At 60.2% G+C, this 18,804-nt stretch carries 16 protein-coding genes; 7 read left to right on the top strand and 9 right to left on the bottom strand.

Annotated elements, in window-relative coordinates:
- Positions 1-55: 55 nt before the first annotated feature.
- Entirely contained in the window at positions 56-838 is a 783-nt protein-coding gene (locus ACP3TY_RS25330) for an N-acetylmuramoyl-L-alanine amidase (protein ID WP_212545456.1), read from the top strand.
- Between the two features lie 75 nt (positions 839-913).
- The gene (locus tag ACP3TY_RS25335; RefSeq protein ID WP_426618746.1) at positions 914-2,527 is read left to right on the top strand and encodes an EAL domain-containing protein; all 1,614 of its coding nucleotides are present in this window, start codon (positions 914-916) and stop codon (positions 2,525-2,527) included.
- Here the strand turns inward: ACP3TY_RS25335 and ACP3TY_RS25340 are convergent.
- Positions 2,524-4,314, bottom strand: coding sequence for a KinB sensor domain-containing domain (locus ACP3TY_RS25340; protein ID WP_426618747.1), 1,791 nt, complete (start codon positions 4,312-4,314; stop codon positions 2,524-2,526). The genes ACP3TY_RS25335 and ACP3TY_RS25340 overlap by 4 nt on opposite strands.
- Positions 4,315-4,324: 10 nt before the next feature.
- Positions 4,325-5,671: a sigma-54-dependent response regulator transcription factor AlgB gene (gene algB, locus ACP3TY_RS25345; RefSeq protein WP_053125387.1), complete on the bottom strand. Its 1,347-nt coding sequence runs from the start codon at positions 5,669-5,671 to the stop codon at positions 4,325-4,327.
- Between the two features lie 430 nt (positions 5,672-6,101).
- On the opposite strand from algB, the gene ACP3TY_RS25350 reads away from it, so the two are divergent.
- The 5 genes from ACP3TY_RS25350 to ACP3TY_RS25370 all read left to right on the top strand — a co-directional run bounded on the left by ACP3TY_RS25350 (position 6,102) and on the right by ACP3TY_RS25370 (position 10,588).
- Positions 6,102-6,389 carry a hypothetical protein gene (locus ACP3TY_RS25350; protein ID WP_053125385.1) on the top strand — a complete coding sequence of 96 codons (288 nt, stop codon included), beginning with the start codon at positions 6,102-6,104 and terminating at the stop codon, positions 6,387-6,389.
- 78 nt (positions 6,390-6,467) lie between these two features.
- On the top strand, positions 6,468-6,632 hold the full coding sequence (locus ACP3TY_RS25355; protein WP_003177151.1) for a DUF1328 domain-containing protein: 165 nt from the start codon (positions 6,468-6,470) through the stop codon (positions 6,630-6,632).
- Positions 6,633-6,634: 2 nt separating this feature from the next.
- Positions 6,635-7,099: an inhibitor of vertebrate lysozyme family protein gene (locus ACP3TY_RS25360; protein ID WP_053125383.1), complete on the top strand. Its 465-nt coding sequence runs from the start codon at positions 6,635-6,637 to the stop codon at positions 7,097-7,099.
- Between the two features lie 712 nt (positions 7,100-7,811).
- Positions 7,812-9,143 carry a glutamate/aspartate:proton symporter GltP gene (gltP, locus tag ACP3TY_RS25365; RefSeq protein ID WP_053125381.1) on the top strand — a complete coding sequence of 444 codons (1,332 nt, stop codon included), beginning with the start codon at positions 7,812-7,814 and terminating at the stop codon, positions 9,141-9,143.
- Between the two features lie 215 nt (positions 9,144-9,358).
- The gene (locus ACP3TY_RS25370) at positions 9,359-10,588 is read left to right on the top strand and encodes a nucleoside recognition domain-containing protein (protein ID WP_426618748.1); all 1,230 of its coding nucleotides are present in this window, start codon (positions 9,359-9,361) and stop codon (positions 10,586-10,588) included.
- 84 nt (positions 10,589-10,672) lie between these two features.
- On the opposite strand, the gene ACP3TY_RS25375 is transcribed toward ACP3TY_RS25370, so the two are convergent.
- The 7 genes from ACP3TY_RS25375 to ACP3TY_RS25405 all read right to left on the bottom strand — a co-directional run bounded on the left by ACP3TY_RS25375 (position 10,673) and on the right by ACP3TY_RS25405 (position 18,653).
- Entirely contained in the window at positions 10,673-11,296 is a 624-nt protein-coding gene (locus ACP3TY_RS25375) for an ABC-type transport auxiliary lipoprotein family protein (RefSeq protein ID WP_426618749.1), read from the bottom strand.
- Positions 11,293-12,231, bottom strand: coding sequence for an MlaD family protein (locus ACP3TY_RS25380; protein ID WP_212545451.1), 939 nt, complete (start codon positions 12,229-12,231; stop codon positions 11,293-11,295). The genes ACP3TY_RS25375 and ACP3TY_RS25380 overlap by 4 nt, the downstream gene beginning before the upstream one ends.
- 1 nt (position 12,232) lies before the next feature.
- Positions 12,233-13,036 carry an ABC transporter ATP-binding protein gene (locus ACP3TY_RS25385; protein WP_053125373.1) on the bottom strand — a complete coding sequence of 268 codons (804 nt, stop codon included), beginning with the start codon at positions 13,034-13,036 and terminating at the stop codon, positions 12,233-12,235.
- Positions 13,033-14,181: an ABC transporter permease gene (locus ACP3TY_RS25390; protein ID WP_053125372.1), complete on the bottom strand. Its 1,149-nt coding sequence runs from the start codon at positions 14,179-14,181 to the stop codon at positions 13,033-13,035. The genes ACP3TY_RS25385 and ACP3TY_RS25390 overlap by 4 nt, the downstream gene beginning before the upstream one ends.
- 54 nt (positions 14,182-14,235) lie before the next feature.
- The gene (locus ACP3TY_RS25395) at positions 14,236-15,264 is read right to left on the bottom strand and encodes a DUF5924 family protein (RefSeq protein ID WP_053125370.1); all 1,029 of its coding nucleotides are present in this window, start codon (positions 15,262-15,264) and stop codon (positions 14,236-14,238) included.
- Between the two features lie 184 nt (positions 15,265-15,448).
- Positions 15,449-16,828 (bottom strand): M16 family metallopeptidase, encoded by a 1,380-nt coding sequence (locus ACP3TY_RS25400; protein ID WP_053125368.1) that lies wholly within the window; start codon positions 16,826-16,828, stop codon positions 15,449-15,451.
- Between the two features lie 166 nt (positions 16,829-16,994).
- Entirely contained in the window at positions 16,995-18,653 is a 1,659-nt protein-coding gene (locus ACP3TY_RS25405; RefSeq protein ID WP_053125366.1) for a Na/Pi cotransporter family protein, read from the bottom strand.
- Positions 18,654-18,804 lie beyond the last annotated feature (151 nt).

The raw sequence follows: 18,804 nt of genomic DNA on the forward strand, positions 1-18,804 counted from the left end.
GCAAGGCAGTACGTTACACTGTTGCATTACTGTCTTGCGTGTATTGCCCTCAGCCATGAAATTTTTTGCCCTCCTCGCGTCGCTGCTCGTTCTGGCCGGTTGTGCCAGCGCCCCGCGTTACGACACCAGCCACCCTTCGGCCAATTACGACAGCCGCATTCAGTTCGTGATCGTCCATTACACCTCGGCTTCGCTGGAGCGTTCGCTGCAACTGCTGACCCACGGCGAAGTCAGCAGCCATTACCTGATCAGCGATGACAAGAACGCGACCGTCTACAAGCTGATGGATGAAAACCAGCGCGCCTGGCACGCCGGCGAAAGCCAATGGCAGGGCCGCACCTGGCTCAACTCCAGCTCGATCGGCATCGAAATCGTTAACCCGGGCTTCAAAGACACGCCAACCGGCCGCCTCTGGTATCCGTACAGCGAAGCGCAGATCCAAGGGCTGATCGCCCTGCTCAAAGACATCAGCAAACGCAACGGCATCAGCCCGCGCCACATCATCGGCCACAGCGACATCGCGCCGTTGCGCAAACTCGATCCGGGCCCGCTATTTCCGTGGAAACGTCTGGCGGCCGAAGGCCTCGGCCTGTGGCCGAACGAACAAGCGGTGGCGCGCCAGCAGGCGCTGTTCAACAGCGGCGAACTGCCAAGCATCAGCTGGTTCCAGGGGCAACTCGCGCACCTTGGTTACGACACGCCGCAGACCGGCGAACTCGACGTCGCCACCCGTCATGTCCTCGCCGCGTTCCAGATGCACTACCGCCCTTCGCGCTTCGATGGCACCCCGGATGCGCAAACGGCGGCGCTGTTGTTGGTACTTAATCAGACAAAATAATGACGCCCGCCCGACGGTCAGGGCGAAATCGCAATCAGCAGCTATAACTCATTGGTAATTCTTCGGATATTCCATATGGTTGCTACCCGAGAGACGCTGCGTAGCTGGTTTTATCGCCCTTGGTTTTTGGCGACGATCGCGGCTGTCCTCAGTGCCAGCCTGCTGATCGCCGGCGGTATGTTCTTTGCGATGCATCAGATTGAGCAAAGCGAAAGCCGCGAAATGAACGCGCAAGGCGAACGTTTCCTCGCCCGCCTCGAACAATTGTTCGGCCAGTTGCGGGAAAGTCTCGACGACCTCGAAGCACAGCCGTTGCGCAGTTGTGACGGCGACATGATTGCCACCCTGCAGCAAGTCACCTTCAACTATCGCTTCGTCTATGAAGCCGCCTACAGCGACGGCACCCGAACCTGTTCCAATCGTCCGCGTCAGGAAGGTTTGACGGTTGCTCGCCAACCCGACATCAAAGGCCCGACCTACAGCTATTGGCTGAACACCACCACCGAACCCGATGAAAACCGCGCCGCACTGATGCTGGGTCGCGGCAATTTTCGCGTGGCCACTTCGCGCGGGCATCTGACCGACATGGTCGACCTGTCACCCGGCAGCAGCCTGCTGGTGGTGCTCGATCATGGCACTCGGGCGATCCCGGTACTCGGCACGGCGCAGGCCTGGCCGCCAACCGAGCACTGGCCACCGAAAAACCGCGAAGCACTGCAAGTCACGCAAACTCGCCTCGTCTACCGCATGCCCACCGATAACCCGGAATATCAATTGGTGCTGATCTCGCCGCGCAGCGGCATGCACATTCCCGCCGTCTGGTGGTGGATGGTGCCAGCCTGCCTCTTGCTCGGCGCACTGGCCGGGTTCCTGGTGTTTTTGCTGGTGCGCCAGCGTCAGTCGATAGACGCCGAGCTGCACGGCGCGATTCGCCGTGGCGAGTTGCAGGTGCTCTATCAACCGATCTTCGACCTCGACAGTCGCAACTGCGTCGGCGCTGAAGCCTTGCTTCGTTGGCGGCGCCCGGACGGCACGCTGACCAGCCCTGACCTGTTTATCCCGATGGCGGAGAACACCGGACAGATCAGGCAGATGACCGACTTCGTCCTCCAGCGATTGCTGGAGCAGCTCGGTCAGCTCCTGCGCGCCAACCCACAGCTGTACATCTCGGTGAACCTCGCAGCGTGCGACGTGATGGTGCCGCGCATCGGCCAGGTCATGGCGCGCCTGCTGACATTGCACCGGGTGGCCGCGCGGCAGATTGCTTTCGAAGTGACTGAACGTGGATTGATCGATGTGGTGGTGGCGCGGGAAAACCTGCAAGCCCTGCGCGATGTCGGCCACCAAGTGCTGATCGACGATTTCGGCACTGGCTATTGCAGCCTCGCCTACCTGCAAACCCTGCCGGTGGACTGCCTGAAAATCGACAAAGCCTTTATCGACGCACTCGGCCATGACGCCGCCAGCAGCGGCGTTGCCCCGCACATCATTCACATGGCGCAGGCGCTGGATCTGAAGGTGATTGCCGAAGGCATCGAGCTGGAATCGCAAGCCGAGTTGCTCAGCAGCGAAGGGGTGAAATTTGGTCAGGGCTGGCTGTTCGCTCATGCCTTGAGCGCGGTGCAGTTTATCGAACTGATCACCCGTGGCCGACGACTCGCTGGCCGTCGCATGGATGACGAAGCCTAGACTGCCAACGCCATGTAGAACTGCGTGCCCTGCCCCGGCCGTGAATACACGCCCATGCGCCCGCCATGCAGCTGGACGATTTCCTTGCACAGCGCCATACCAAGCCCGGCGCCGCCCTTCTTGCGCCCGACCTGCACGAACGGTTCGAAGATCCGCCCCTGCTGGCCGTAGGCAATCCCTTCGCCGTTGTCTTCGACGCTGATGATCACCCGCTCGCCATGTCGACGGGCCTGCAAACGGATCTGGCCGTCGCGGGCGGTATGGCGCAAGGCGTTGTCGATCAGGTTGTCGAGCACGCGATCGAGTTGCGCCTGATCGGCTTGCAAACGCGGCAACGGGCCTTGCAACTCGACATTGAGGGCAATGCCCTTCGCCGCCGCCGAATCGGCGAACCGCAGCTGCGCCTGCTCGAGCAAATCTTCGATGGAGCACGGTGCCAGCGTGAGTTTCTGCAAACCGTTCTGGTAGCGCGAAAAGTTGAGCAAGTCGTTGATCAACTGCATCAGGCGCTGCATTTCTTCGTTCACGGTGTCGAGCAGATCAGCCTCGCGCGACTCCGGCGGAAATTTCGCCCGTTCGCGGAACAGGCCGAACGCCATGTGCATGCCGGTGACCGGCGTGCGCAATTCGTGGGAAGCACGCAAGACGAACTCACTGCGCACCCGCTCGAACGCACGCTGCTCGGTGACGTCGTGCAGCACCATCACCGCGCCGAGGATATGCCCTTGGGTGTGGCTGACCGGTGTCAGGCTGTAAGTCAGCAGACGCGATTCGCCATCGACCTCGATGCTCAAATCTTCCGGTGCGCGCTCCAGCGTGCCGCCACGCAGCACCAGTTGCAATTGCGCGTCCAGCTCAGGCCTTCCGAGCGCGGTACCGAGGCCTTGGCCGAGACGATCGTCCTCCCAGCCCAATTGGCGCTGCGCGACTGGGTTGAGGTGTTCCAGATGGCCTTGGCGGTCGATCATCAACAAGCCGTCGTCGATGCTGTCGAGCACGGCCTGTAAACGTTGCTGACCGGCGAGCAATTCGTCGACGTTGGTCGCTTGGTGCTCGCGCAGTGCTTCGGCCATCAGCCCGAAACGCCGGGACAAAAGGTTCACTTCCATCGCCGAGGAAATCGGCAGGGTTACTTCGAAGTTGCCCTGCCCGATGTTATCGGCAGCTTTCGCCAAGACCTCGATCGGCGCGCCGAAGCGTCGCGCAATGCCGTGAGCGGTGACGAAACCGATGATCAACACCGCCAGCCCGACCAGCCCCAGCAGGCCGGCAACCAGCAACGCCCGTTCGCGGGCGGCGTGTTGCACGGCATTAATGTTGTCCAGCGCATGCTTGTGCTCGGTGATCAAACCGTTGCGCAGCGCATTGAAGCGTTCCCTGAAGTTGGCATTGCTGCTCAACGCGGTCGCCGGGTCACGGGACAGGTCAAACGCCTGCAGAAAACTTATGTAATCCGCTTTGGCCTGGCTGAAGCCGTACTGGCGATCATCATCACCGCGTTCCTGGGCGATGCCTTCATCGAGCAGCTCGAAGTAATGCTGTTTGGACGCTTCGAACGCGGCGTCATCCGGCTTTTCGGCCAACATGAGGATCAGTTGATCACCCAGCGTTTGCCGCATCTTCAGGCCCAGATCAAGGGTGACGAAGTTGTTGCGCAACAGCGCTTCCTGCGAGCCGGCCATCTGCATCACGCTGACCAGCCCGAGCAGAAGCCCGAGCAACGCCACGGTGATCAAGGCGGAAATGCTCAGGAACAACCGTGTGCGCAACTTCATCGCCAGTTTCATCGCCCGGCACTCACAGGTTGTACTGCTTGCGCTTGCGATACAGGGTCGAGGCGTCGATGCCGAGGGTTTTCGCTGCTTGATCCAAGGTGCCGGCGGTGGCGAGAACCGCGCCGATGTGGGCTTTTTCCAACTCATCCAGGCTCAGCGCGGCGCCAACCCGTGGTGCGTTGTTGGCTGGCTGCTCGGCCATGCCGAGGTGGCTGATTTCCACGCGCTCCTGCGGGCAGATGATGCTCGCCCGCTCGACCACGTTGCGCAGTTCACGAATGTTGCCCGGCCAGCGATAACCCAGCAGTGCTTCACGGGCCTCGTCGCTGAAACCGCGTGCAGGACGTGCGTACTCTTTAACGAAGCGTGCGAGAAAGCGGTCAGCGAGGGTCAGAATGTCCTCGGCGCGCTCACGCAGCGGCGGTAAGTGCAGGGTAATGACGTTGAGGCGATAGAGCAGGTCTTCACGGAAGCGACCGTCGCGCACCATGTCTTCCAGATTGAGGTTGGTCGCCGCGAGAATTCGCACATCGGCGCGACGGGTAACCGGATCCCCTACCCGTTCGTATTCCTTGTCTTGAATAAAGCGCAGCAACTTGGGTTGCAACGTCAGTGGAAAATCGCCGATCTCGTCGAGAAACAGCGTGCCGCCGTCAGCTTGATTGACGCGACCCAGCGTGCTTTCACTGGCACCGGTAAACGCGCCGCGACTGTGACCGAACAGCTCGCTTTCCATCAATTCTGCGGTCAGCGACGGGCAGTTGATGGTGACGCAGGATTTCTTCTCACGCTTGCTCCAGCCGTGAATGGCGCGAGCCAGTTCACCTTTACCGGTACCGGACTCGCCGAGAATAAGAATGTTGGCGTCGGTGCCCGCGACCTGGCGTGCAGTTTCCAGTACGACTTTCATCGCCGGGCTGTGGGAATCGAGCCCGTCCTTCGGCTTGCGGATCTCGCCTTCGAGGGCTTCGAGGCGCGCCGACAGTTGGCGCACTTCCAGTTGTTTGGCGGTGGCCAGACGCAATTGATCAGGGCTGCACGGTTTGACCAGATAGTCGGCAGCACCGGCCTGGATCGCGTCCACAGCTGTATCAACAGCAGAATGCGCGGTGACGATCACCACGCGCATCCACGGCGCCTGAATGCGCATTTGCGCGAGAACGTCGAGACCGTTGTCTTCACCCAGACGCAAATCGAGGAAGCACAGGTCGAAGACCTGGCGTTGCAGCAGCGCGTCGGCCTGAGCGGCGCTGTTGGCCGTGGCCACCGTATAGCCTTCGTCTTCGAGGCAATAACGGAAGGTTCGCAGGATGGCGGATTCATCGTCCACCAGCAGAATGCGGCCTTGTTGCTCAGTGGCAGATTCCATTTTTCCTACGCTCCATAAAGATTGGTCTTGGGTTAGTCCCGGAAAAATCGGGCAAGTTGCATGGTTGATTCTGAACGATGCGAGCCATAGGAGGGTAGCTCTCTCCAGCCTTCAGGGCCAATACGTTGATTTTGTTGATTTTTTAAACAAACGGCGATTTGCAGGGGATTCCCTGCGTCCTTTTCTGACATCCAAGACCTCCACTCAATTCCATAAGAATGAATTCTCCTACGAAATAATCGTGCGGTTTGCACGACCGTGGAAGAGCCATCGTGCAGGATGCGTCGCGAAAGATTTTCAGATCGATCGTAACTTATTGTTTTTATTCGTTTTTTAATCAGATAAAAAACTGGCATGCAGTCTGCAATATCTCTATCAGCCCGGGCAGATCAGAACTGCCCCAACCGAATAAGAGAGTGAGGAACCCAGGATGACTCGCCAACGTGCCGCCCAAGTGCGTATCTCGCCACTGCATATCCAGCAAGGTCTGTTTGGCGTACTTGCGCTGCTGATCACCCTGATCGCTTGCCAGCAATACCTGCGCTGGGAAAACGCCCAGCAGCCAGAGGCACCGCTGATCTCGATGCAGCACGCGACACAGAGCCATTTCAGCGCTGTCAGCAGCGCCCAGGAAGACAGCGCGCCGATGCGCATGATGTCGGTCGACCAAGCGGAGCCACTGGATCAGCTGCCACGCGAAGAGCGCTGGGTTTTCTGATCGATCTGATTTTACAAATTCGGGCGCGCAGCGCCGGAACACGCCACACCCCTAAATAGAGAAGTAAGGAGAATCACCATGTTGAGCTGGGCAATTACATTCTTGATCATTGCCATCATCGCTGCAGTACTGGGCTTCGGTGGTATCGCGGGCACCGCCACGGGTATCGCCAAGATTCTCTTTGTCGTGTTCCTGGTGATGTTCATCGCTTCTTTCTTCTTTGGCCGCCGCGGCCGAGGTTAACGATGAATGCTTTAAAAGCATTGGCAGCCGCCCTGCTTCTGGGCGGCAGTGCCATGGCGATGGCGGCCAACGACGGCCAGACGCGGGTCAACGAACTGCTGAGTTCCGACCCGCAGTATCGGGAAACGTGGGAAGGCGTGGTGAAGAAGGAAGAGCGCCTGCCGGAATGGGTGATGAACCTCTCCGGTACACCTGACCAACAGATGAATGCCGTCACCGAAGACGGCGACAAGTACCTGGTTGGGCCGCTCTGCGAATCGCAGGACAAGTGCCTCAACCACCGCTTGATCGTCGCGTTCAGTTTCGACAAGAAAGATGCATACGCCATGCTCGTCGATGTGCCCGAAGGACTGCCGGCCGACAAGTCGCCCACGCGACATGCCACTTACCGCTTCCTCGGCAAACCCGATCAAGGCATGCAGGATCTGCTGATGGAAACCCTGAAGAAAGATCCGAACTGGTATTGAACATGAAGGCAGCAGCCCTGCTGCCTTCCTTTGCACCGAGCCGAGGAGGCTCGGCGCATGACCAAGGGGCCGGGACGTTCTGACTGTTGCAGGGTCGGAGTGACCTACGGGTACAGGGAGTGCCTGCGAGAGGGCCGGGTCAGGGCACGTCAAAGCTGCGACGCAGGTTCGCCAACCCCCAGTGGTTCGACGGATCTGCGCTGAGCTTCATCCTCAGCAAAAAACCATCAAAACATTGATCCAGAGCGACCTGCTCATGCTTTTTTGCGACCAGACTGTGCGCGAAAACATTACGCGGTGTTTCCGGGCGACCGTATATCGAGAAAGAAGACTTCTATTCAAGAGGACTTCTAGTCTTCCTGCGTAGGCTTTTTCCTCAAATTTCCGTCTATTTTTCCTGATTAAAAAACCACCAACCCAGGCTGTGATGGCCGGTTCACGGCAGTTATGCCGGCCGAAATGTCGCAATCGAACCGGTTGGGACGCCAGTTTCATTTAAAAAAGCTCATGCCGATTCGGCATAGGGTAGGCGTTTACGGCATTAGACGGCGCAACCTTGCATCGGAATAGTTGCGCCTTTTTTCGCCTGCCGGAGAGCCGTAAATACGCGCTTCGGGGCACCTTATACGGAGGCAGATGCACAGACTTTTCCGCTAAAAAGCGTTCCAGTTCCTGCATGTGCCTGAGTCAAACGCAAGTAAGGGTAAAGATAATGAAGAAGGCAAAACTCAGCCTCGCCTGGCAGATCCTCATCGGTCTGGTTTTGGGGATTGCAATTGGGGCGTTGCTCAACCACTTCAGTGCCGAAAAGGCCTGGTGGATCAGCAATGTCTTGCAACCGGCAGGCGATATCTTTATCCGTCTGATCAAGATGATCGTGATTCCGATCGTCATCTCTTCCCTGATCGTCGGCATTGCTGGCGTGGGCGACGCCAAGAAACTCGGGCGTATCGGCCTGAAAACCATCATCTACTTCGAAATCGTCACGACCATCGCGATCGTTGTCGGCTTGCTGTTGGCCAACGTGTTCCATCCGGGTGCCGGCATCGACATGAGCACGCTGGGCACAGTGGACATCTCCAAGTACCAGGCGACTGCCGCCGAGGTACAGCATGAACACGCGTTCATCGAGACCATCCTTAACCTGATCCCGTCGAACATCTTCGCGGCCATGGCCCGCGGCGAAATGCTGCCGATCATCTTCTTCTCCGTACTGTTCGGTCTCGGTCTGTCGAGCCTGCAGTCGGATCTGCGCGAGCCGCTGGTGAAGATGTTCCAGGGCGTCTCGGAAAGCATGTTCAAAGTCACCCACATGATCATGAACTATGCGCCAATCGGCGTATTCGCTCTGATCGCGGTGACCGTGGCCAACTTCGGTTTCGCCTCGCTGGTGCCGCTGGCCAAACTGGTGATCCTGGTTTACTTCGCCATCGCTTTCTTCGCCTTCGTGGTGTTGGGCCTGATCGCCAAGATGTTCGGTTTCTCGGTGTTCAAGCTGATGCGCATCTTCAAGGATGAGCTGGTGCTGGCCTACTCCACCGCTTCTTCGGAAACCGTGCTGCCGCGCGTGATCGAGAAGATGGAAGCCTACGGCGCACCGAAAGCCATCTGCAGCTTCGTGGTGCCGACCGGTTACTCGTTCAACCTCGACGGTTCGACTCTGTATCAGTCGATCGCGGCAATCTTCATCGCGCAGCTGTATGGCATCGACTTGTCGATCAGCCAGCAACTGTTGCTGGTGCTGACCCTGATGGTCACCTCCAAAGGCATCGCCGGTGTGCCGGGCGTGTCCTTCGTGGTGCTGCTGGCTACCTTGGGCAGCGTCGGTATTCCGCTGGAAGGACTGGCATTCATCGCCGGTGTCGACCGCGTCATGGACATGGCCCGTACCGCACTGAACGTGATCGGTAACGCGCTGGCCGTGCTGGTTATCTCGCGCTGGGAAGGCATGTACGACGACGCCAAAGGCGAGCGCTACTGGAACTCCCTGCCACACTGGCGCACCAAGACCAAACTGCCAGCGGGCGAAATCTCCAAGAACTGACACACCCCTGTAGGAGCTGCCGCAGGCTGCGATCTTTTGATCTTGCTTTGTAAAAACAAAATCAAAAGATCGCAGCCTTCGGCAGCTCCTACAGGAGATTGAGGTCGCCCGGTAAATTGGGGGCGGCAGATCCAGACGAACCCCGGAGAAATCCGGGGTTTGTCGTTTCTGGCCACGCCGTTATCATTCGCGGCATTCTTCGGGGGATTTGACTGATGCTTAATGGCCTGTGGCTTGGCTTCTTCATCGTGGCAGCCGTGTCGGCGCTGGCGCAGTGGCTGATCGGCGGCAACGCCGGGATCTTTGCGGCGATGGTGGAGAGCATTTTCGCCATGGCCAAGCTCTCGGTCGAAGTCATGGTGCTGCTGTTCGGCACCCTCACCCTGTGGCTGGGCTTTCTGCGCATCGCCGAGAAAGCCGGGATCGTCGACTGGTTGGCGAAAGTCCTCGGCCCGCTGTTCCTGCGGCTGATGCCGGAAGTCCCGGCCGGCCACCCTGCCCTTGGCCTGATCACCCTGAACTTCGCCGCTAACGGTCTGGGCCTCGACAACGCCGCCACGCCCATCGGCCTGAAAGCCATGAAGGCGCTGCAGGAGCTCAATCCCAGCGCGACCATCGCCAGTAACGCGCAAATCCTCTTCCTGGTGCTCAACGCCTCCTCCCTGACCCTGCTGCCGGTAACGATCTTCATGTACCGCGCCCAGCAAGGCGCGCCGGATCCGACGCTGGTGTTCCTGCCGATCCTGCTGGCGACCAGTTGCTCGACGATTGTCGGCTTCCTCTCGGTAGCATTCATGCAGCGCCTGCGGATCTGGGATCCGGTGGTGTTGGCTTATCTGATTCCCGGCGCGCTGGTTCTCGGTGGCTTTATGGCGCTGCTGGGCACGCTGTCGGCGACGGCGTTGGCGGGATTGTCGTCGATCCTCGGCAATCTCACGCTGTTCGGATTGATCATGCTGTTTCTGATCATCGGCGCGTTGAGGAAAGTGAAGGTTTACGAAGCGTTCGTTGAAGGCGCCAAAGAAGGTTTCGACGTTGCGAAGAATCTGCTGCCGTATCTGGTGGCGATGCTCTGTGCGGTGGGCGTGCTGCGTGCTTCCGGGGCGCTGGATTTTGGTCTGGACGGTATTCGCCATCTGGTCGAATGGGCCGGTTGGGACACGCGGTTTGTCGATGCGCTGCCGACGGCGATGGTCAAACCGTTCTCCGGCAGTGCGGCACGGGCGATGTTGATCGAGACGATGAAAACCTCGGGCGTCGACAGCTTCCCGGCGTTGGTCGCGGCGACGATTCAGGGCAGTACCGAAACGACGTTCTATGTGCTGGCGGTGTATTTCGGCGCGGTGGGGATCCAGCGCGCAAGGCATGCGGTGGGGTGTGCGTTGCTGGCGGAGTTTGCCGGCGTGGTTGGCGCGATCGCCGTTTGCTACTGGTTCTTTGGTTGAAGCAAAAGATCGCAGCCTTCGGCAGCTCCTACAGAGGTATGCATAACCCTGTAGGAGCTGCCGAAGGCTGCGATCTTGGCGATTTCAGGGTTTAACCGGAGCCAAATGCCGGCCTTGATCGACGGCCCACGCGACAACCTTCGCAGTCAGCCGATCACTGGCCTGGCCAAACCCGGCGACCACCGCCGGCACCTGCACATCACTCAACGGCTGGCGCTCTTCAAAGCGGCGACTGGCGAGAATCCGCTGGTCATAACCGCGCACCAGCAACGCATCGACCCGCACCACAACGCTGGCCTGCGTGCCCTGATACTCGGTCTGAAACGCCTGCAAACTCCCGCCCAGTTCCAGATCCGCAGCAAAGTTGCTGTCATCCGTGCTCAGCAACGTCACCCGTCCATCACGCTGAAAGCCGTCGAGCAGGCGATTACGTACCAGCACCGGCGCCGGATCGCTCCAGCGCGAAGCCTTGTAACTGCTGATCACATCGCCCTGCGGTATCACCGCGATGTTCGAGCGGTTCAGCGCTTCGCTGGACTGCAATTTATTCAAGCGTAACGACCAGGTCTGAGCCGCCGCCGAACGGGTCGAGGCGGGCGCCTGTGCGGCTGGCAAGCGATACACATCCGACGGTTCGGACTTGGGCAGGATCGAGCACGCACTGATCAAGGTGAAGCCAGCGAGGAGGGCGAGGCGAGTCAGCTTCATGGCGTGAATTCCTTGTTCTTGTCACGGCCCAGCAAATAGCCGCTAGGGTTGGCCTCAAGCCGTTGCGAGATGGCGCGCAGCGAGGTCAGCGTTTCACGCAGTTCGCGGATCGCCGGGGCCAGGCCATTGAGGCCCTGCATGCCGTTGTCGAGGGAGTTTTCGTTTTTGTTGAGCAGGGCGCTGATCGTCGTCGTGCTTTGCTCCAGCGACTTCATCGCCTGCTCGGCGCTGCCCAGCGCTTGTTTGCCCTGATCGTTGAGCAAGCCGTTGGCGTTGCGCATCAGCAACGAAGTCTGTTCGAGCATGCTGCCAGCCTGTTTGCCGACCGTCGCCAGTTGTTGCATCGCCTGTTTGATGTCGCCGCGTTGATCGTTGATGGTGCCGGTGGTTTGCTCCAGATGCGCGAGGGTTTTGCTGACGCGCTCAACGTTCTCTGGGGAGAACATCTGATTGGCGTTCTGCAGCAGCGCGCTGATGCCGGTCATCAAGTCGTTGCTGTCATTGAGCAAACGCGAGATCGGCGAAGGCGAGGCGACGATCAGCGGCAGCTTACCGTCATGCCCACGCAGTTTCGCGCTCTGCGGCGTGCCACCGCTGAGCTGGATGATCGACGTGCCAGTGATCCCGGCCAGCGCCAGTTTCGCCTGGGTGTCTTCTTTGACCGGGGTGTCACCGGCCAGACGAATCCGCGCCAGCACCCGGCGTGGATCCTGCGGATCGAGGCGCAGGCTGATCACGTCGCCGACCTTGATCCCGCTGTACTGCACCGAACTGCCTTTGGACAGACCGCTGACCGCCTCGTTGAAGACGATTTCGTAATCCTTGAACTCGGTGTCGACGCTGGACTTGGCCAGAAACAGACCGAAGAGCAGGGCGCCTGCCACCACAATCACGGTGAACAGGCCGATCAACACATGATGCGCTCGGGTTTCCATATCAGACCTCGTTGAGCAATTTGGCGGCGTCCAGCGCCGAGCGGCCGCGCGGGCCGTGGAAGTATTCGTGAATCCAGGCGTCGTCGGTCTCCGAAACGACGTCGATCGGGCCGGCGACCAGCACTTTCTTCTGCGCCAGCACCGCCACGCGATCGGTGATGGTGTAGAGCGTGTCGAGGTCGTGGGTCACCAGAAACACGCTGAGGCCGAGCGCATCGCGCAGGGTCAGGATCAATTGGTCGAATTGCGCGGCGCCAATCGGATCGAGGCCGGCGGTGGGTTCATCGAGAAACAGAATGTCCGGATCCAGCGCCAAGGCCCGGGCCAGAGCGGCGCGCTTGATCATGCCGCCGGACAGCGACGAAGGATATTTATCCGCTGCCGACAATGGCAACCCGGCCAGCGCCAGCTTCACGGCGGCCAAGTGTTCGGCGTCGTTACGGCTGAGGCCGGCGTGTTCAATGAGGGGCAGGGCGACGTTCTCGGTCACCGTCAGCGAGGAAAACAGCGCGCCCTTCTGGAACAAGACGCCGAAGCGTCGTTCAACCATCGAACGCTCGTGCTCCGACAGACTCGGCAGGTTCTTGCCGAACACTTTGACGATACCTTCGCTGGGCCGACGCAGGCCAACAATGCTGCGCAACAACACCGATTTGCCGCTGCCGGAGCCACCGACCACGGCGAGGATTTCGCCTTTGTACAAATCCAGATCGAGGTTCTCATGCACGCTCTGGCTGCCGAAGCGATTGCACAGGCCACGGACTTCGATCACCGCCTCCGAGGGCGCGCGGGGTAGACGACTCACCAGCCCATCTCCATGAAGAACAGCGCGGCCACCGCGTCGAGCACGATCACCACGAAAATCGACTGCACCACGGCAGACGTCGTGTGGGCGCCGACCGACTCGGCGCTGCCGCTGACCTTGAAGCCTTCCAGGCAACCAATCGCGGCAATGATGAAGGCGAAGATCGGCGCTTTTACCAAGCCGACCAGAAAGTGCTGCACGCCGATGTCCGACTGCAACAGCGTCAGGAACATCGCCGGCGAGATATCAAGCGACACCGCGCACACCACGCCGCCGCCAATGATCCCGCAGAGCATCGCCAGAAAGGTCAGCATCGGCAGCGCCACCAGCATCGCCAGCACGCGCGGCACCACCAGCAACTCCATCGGGTCGAGGCCGAGGGTGCGGATCGCGTCGATTTCTTCGTTGGCCTTCATCGAGCCGATCTGCGCGGTGAAGGCACTGGCGGTGCGCCCGGCCATGAGGATCGCGGTGAGCAGCACGCCAAATTCACGCAGGAACGAGAAACCGACCAGATCCACGGTAAAAATCGTCGCGCCGAAACTGGCCAGCACCGTCGCGCCGAGGAACGCCACCACCGCGCCGACCAGAAAGGTCAGCAACGCCACGATCGGTGCGGCGTCGAGGCCGGTCTGTTCGATGTGCGCAATCATTGGCGTGATGCGCCAGCGCTTGGGCCGGAACAGGTTGCGAGCGATGGTTTCCAGAATCAGGCCGACGAAGCCGAGCAGTTGCAGGGTGTCCTGCCAGACCGTATCGACCGCACGACCGATGCGCGTGAGCAATTGCACGCTGACGCTGATTTCCGCTTCCTTGATCGGCACGCAGAAATCGGTCATCGAGCGATACACGGTTTGCAGCAGCGCGCGGTCGGCGGTGGAAATCGTGCAATCAGGGTGCTCGGCAGATTTACCGAGGCGCTCGGAGCCGAGCAGTTCGACCAGCAGCGAAGCGCCAGCAGTGTCGAGGGCGCCGAGGCTGTTGAGGTCAATCGGGGTGTTGGCGTCGTACTGGCCGTGGAGCTTTTCGCTGAGGGTCTTGAGCTCGGCGTAATGGGCAAGCGTCCAGTCCCCGGTCACGCGCAGGCGGGCAGGGCTGATCGACGTGTCCAGTTGGGCATTGCCGCTGATCGAACTGCTGGTCATAAGCTCCGTGCTTTTCGGCTGATTACGCTGGGATAGGTAATAGCACGAACCGGACTACTTTTCTTTGATCGCTGTGCTGTCGGTGATTTCGAAGCGCAGCACGCCGATCACCTGGCCATCCTCGGTCAACACGCGCACCTGCCATTTGCCCGCCGGGTTACCGGGGAAATTCTGCTTGTGCGTCCACGCCCGGTAGCCTTCCTTGCGCCCGCCATGGATGTCGAGCGGGATGCGATCGACCTCTTTGCCGTTGAACTGCCAGACGTGATAAATCCGCTCATCGAGCCCGCGTGGCGCGTTGATCGCGGTGTAGGCGTAGAGGCCATCGCCACGAATCTGCTCGGCGCTGACCGTGTCGAGGCTGGCGCCGGGGGTGCGATCCTGCAATTGCGTGCTGATCGCCACGTCGGTCATCCATAAAGTCGCCGGCGGTACCCACGAACGCAGCACCCAACCGACGCCGCCGATGCCGACGGTGATGCACAGAATCGCCAGCGCGTTACGCACCGTGCGAATCGGGAAGATCGACGCCAGGCTCGGGAACGACAACAGCACGGCAATGCCCAGCGCCCACTTGAAGCTCTGCGAGGTGGTCAGGTGCATGATCACCGGCAACGCGGTGAGCAGGGCGGCGAACAGGGTCAGGGTGTGCAACGCGAGGAACGCCCAGCGCCGTGGCGCCAGCCATTTGTAATAAAGCGGATCGACGATCGAGATCAGTGCCGCGACGCTGAGCAGGCCGGTGAAAACCAACTGACCGCTGTTCCACGTCGTGGTGATGAAGAAGAACGGCAAGACGAAAAACAGGCTTTCCTGATGGATCATCTGCGTCGCGTAACGCAGCAACGGCTGAGGAATTTCGCGTTTGAAGATGCGGGTGAACAGGCCGGTGAGGGTGTTTTCCAGCATCAGCCAGATCCAGCTGAGCAGCATGATCACCGTGATCCAGCTCGCCAGCCCTTGCTGACGATCGACCATGATGAAACTGCCGACCCCGGAGATAAAACCACCGAGCGCAATGACCCCGGGATAGCGCTTCATCAGTTCGAGAATGCGCTGGATCAGGAGCTGTATTTTCGGCATGTCGGAGTTCACAACGCTGTAGGAAAAATCCTCGACAGAGTAGCGCCCGCCGGGCGCTGTGGCGAGGCTGCCGGTCACTTATTCGGTGTATTTCAGGGCCTCAAAAGATCGCAGCCTTCGGCAGCTCCTACATTTGGAATGCAACCCCCTGTAGGAGCTGCCGAAGGCTGCGATCTTTTGATCTTCAACCCCGCTTACGATGCAAACGCCAGCCGATCAGGATCAGTAGCACCAGGCCCAAGCCACCCGCACTCAACCACAACACCTGATCATCACTGATCAACGGCTTCTCGATTCGCAAATACCCCGGCTGCAGCAGCAACTCACGCATGGCTTTGTTCGCCGCTTCCAGCGTCACCCCTTGCAGCTCGCGCGCCGGGTTGGCGAAGCGGCCGTCCTCGTAATCGCTCAGCGCGCTCCAGTAATAATCCGCCATCGCGCTATTACCCTGCACCGCCCACGCCTGATGGGCGATGGATGCCTGTTTGATACGGGCGAAGGTCGCCGGGTCGAGTCCGTTTTTCAGCAGGTCGGCTTTGAGGTCTTCGAGCACCTGGATGGCTTCGTCGACGTCATCGCGATCCAGATCAGCATTCAGGCTCATGAAGCCGACACCACCAAACACTTCGCGCTCAGCCCACGGCCCGTACGACAAACCGTGGTTGAGGCGGATCTGCCGGTACAGCGCCCAGTCCAGATAATCCTTGAGGATGTCGAACGTCTCGTCGTACTGATCGTCAATCACCGGTTCCGGCACCAGCCAGTGCAGCTTAGCGCTGTCGCCGATAAAGCCACGGGTGAGGGTGCGTTCATGGGCGGCGCTGGTGCGGATGTCCGGCAGCGGACGATGCTCGCTCGGCTCAACCGCTTCGAGCGCGCCCCAGGCGCGTTCGAGATAGGCCGGCAGCAGTTTGTCGAGTTCACCGACGACGATCAGGGTCATGTTGTTTGGTGCGTACCAGGCCTTGCGCACCTTCTCCAGTTGCTCTTGGGTCAGGTGGCCGACCTCGGCGCGTTGCGGGCATTTCAGGCCGAGTTCGACGGCGAGCTGATTGCTCGCGGTGTGGCCGAGATCCTGGCGATCGAGGAAGCGTTGCAGACGCGTGTAATGGCCGCCGTCCTCGCGCTCGACTACACGTTTGGCGGCGTTGATCGCGTTTTCGTCGATGCGTGTTTGCGTGAGCAGATCGAGCAGCAGGTCGAGCACCTTGCGCTGGTTCTTCGCCGGGGCTTCGATAACGAACGTGGTGTCGGCGTTGCTGGTGAAAGCGTTCCAGTCACCGCCCAGTGCCTGCATGCGTTCCTCTAAACCACCTTCGCCGGTGGCGTCGATACCGCTGAACAACAAGTGTTCGAGCAGGTGCGGCAGCTCTTTGTCGTCGCAATCGAAATCATCGAGGCCGACGCCGACCACCAAGCGGATCGCCACATGCCCGCGTTCGGTGCCGGGTTTGAGCAGCAACTGCAAACCGTTGGGCAGCGCATAGCCTTCGACCTGAAAGCGATCCAGGGCGAAGACGGGCAGGGAACCGAGCAACAGACAGGCGAACAACAGGCAACGCATAACAGGCTTCCATACGGCTGATTTGGAGATCCGTGTCGCTATTCAGGCCGCCATTCGCGAGCAGGCTCGCTCCCACTTTTGAAACGCATTCCCCTGTGGGAGCGAGCCTGCTCGCGAAGGTCTTAAAGCTGAATCAATGTTACTGACTAACCCCAGCCCCAGACGTTCAAGGCGAATGCGTGATGTCGGCAATATCATCCGACGCCAGTGCCCCGGTGTCCGCCGTTTCCAGCACCACATACGCACTGCCGCAAAACAGCGAATTCAAACGCTTCATGTCAGCAATCAATTCCAGGTGCAGCGAACTGGTTTCAATACTCTGCACGATCTTGCGTTGCAAACGGCTGACATGCGCGTGGGCCAAACGGCGTTCCTGCGCGCGGAAGCGGCGTTTTTCACGCAGCAATTGCCGGGCGCTTTCGCGATCACCGCTGAGGAATACCGACAGCCCCAAACGCAGGTTGGAGATCAATTGCTGCTGCAGCCCGGCCAGATCTTCCAGGCCTTCTTCGGAGAACGAGCGGCGCTGCGAGGTTTTCTGCTGCTGGATCTTGCGCAGCATGCGCTCGATCAGATCACTGGCGAGTTTCAGGTTGATCGCCAGTTCGATGATCTCGGCCCAGCGTCGACTGTCCTGCTCGCCGAGGTCTTCGCGCGGCATCTGCGCCAGGTAGAGCTTGATCGCGCTGTACAGCGATTCGATGTCGTCGGTCTGCCGGCGGATTTCCTGAGTGACGGCAGTCTGCTTGCCGCGCAGCACATCGAGGGTGGCGTCGAGCATGTTCTCCAGCAGATCGCCCATGCGCAGGGTTTCCCGCGCGGCGTTGGCCAGCGCCAGACTCGGTGTGACCAGCGCGGTGGCATCGAGGTGACGCGGTTTGGCGGTGCCGTTGAGCTCCGGCCGCTCCGGCAGCAGCCAGGCGCAGAGTCGCGCCATCGGGCCGACGCTCGGCAGCAGAATCAGGCAGCGCGCGGTGTTGTAGAGCAGGTGGAAGCCGATGACCATTTCCTGCGGGCTGAAATCGAGGCTGTCGATCCAGTGCACCAGCGGGTCGAGCACCGGGATGATCAGCAGCAGGCCGATCAGCTTGTACAACAGACTGCCCAGCGCTACTTGCCGGCCAGCGGCGTTCTGCATGCTGGTGCTCATGAACGCCAGCACGCCGCTGCCGATGTTGGCGCCGATCACCAGACCGATCGCCACCGGCAGACTGATCACCGCTGCGCCGGCCAGTGTGGCAGTGAGCAGCACGGCGGCGAGGCTGGAGTAGGAAATCATCGCGAACAGCGCGCCGACCAAGGCGTCGAGGAGGATGTCGCCGGTCAGGGAAGCAAAAATCACCTTCACGCCCTGAGCGTGGGTAATCGGCGCGGCGGCCTCAACGATCAGTTGCAGCGCGAGAATGATCAGCCCGAGACCGATCGACACCCGGCCCATCTGCCCGAGCCGCGTCTGTTTGCGCGACAGAAAGAAAATCACCCCGAGGAAAATCAGCAGCGGCGACAGCCACGACAGGTCGAACGTCAGCACCCGCGCCATCAGCGCGGTACCGACGTCGGCGCCGAGCATGGTCGCCAGCGCCGGGGTCAGCGCCATCAGGCCCTGGCCGACGAAAGAGGTGACGAGCATGGCGGTGGCGTTGCTGCTCTGCACCATGGCGGTCACGAGGATGCCGGCCACGAACGCGAGCCAGCGCTTGGACATGTTCTGGCCAATCACATGGCGCAGATTGGTGCCGTACACCCGCAGGATGCCGGTTCGAACGATGTGCGTGCCCCAGATCAGCAGGGCGACGGCGGAAAGCAGATTGAGCAGGGTGAGCATGCAGACCCCCTGTAATAGCAGTGCCCCAAAGGAGCAAGTTGACGGTACCGCGCGGTTTCTACGTTTTTGATACTTAAGCTGTAGTTGGCTAACGGACTGGGCGCCAGCATTGCACAGCTAAAGTGTTGATTGAAACAAAAGTGTCATGAAA

Origin of the sequence: Pseudomonas rustica (assembly GCF_049959085.1) — a bacterium.
In the GTDB taxonomy this organism is placed as follows: domain Bacteria; phylum Pseudomonadota; class Gammaproteobacteria; order Pseudomonadales; family Pseudomonadaceae; genus Aquipseudomonas; species Aquipseudomonas rustica.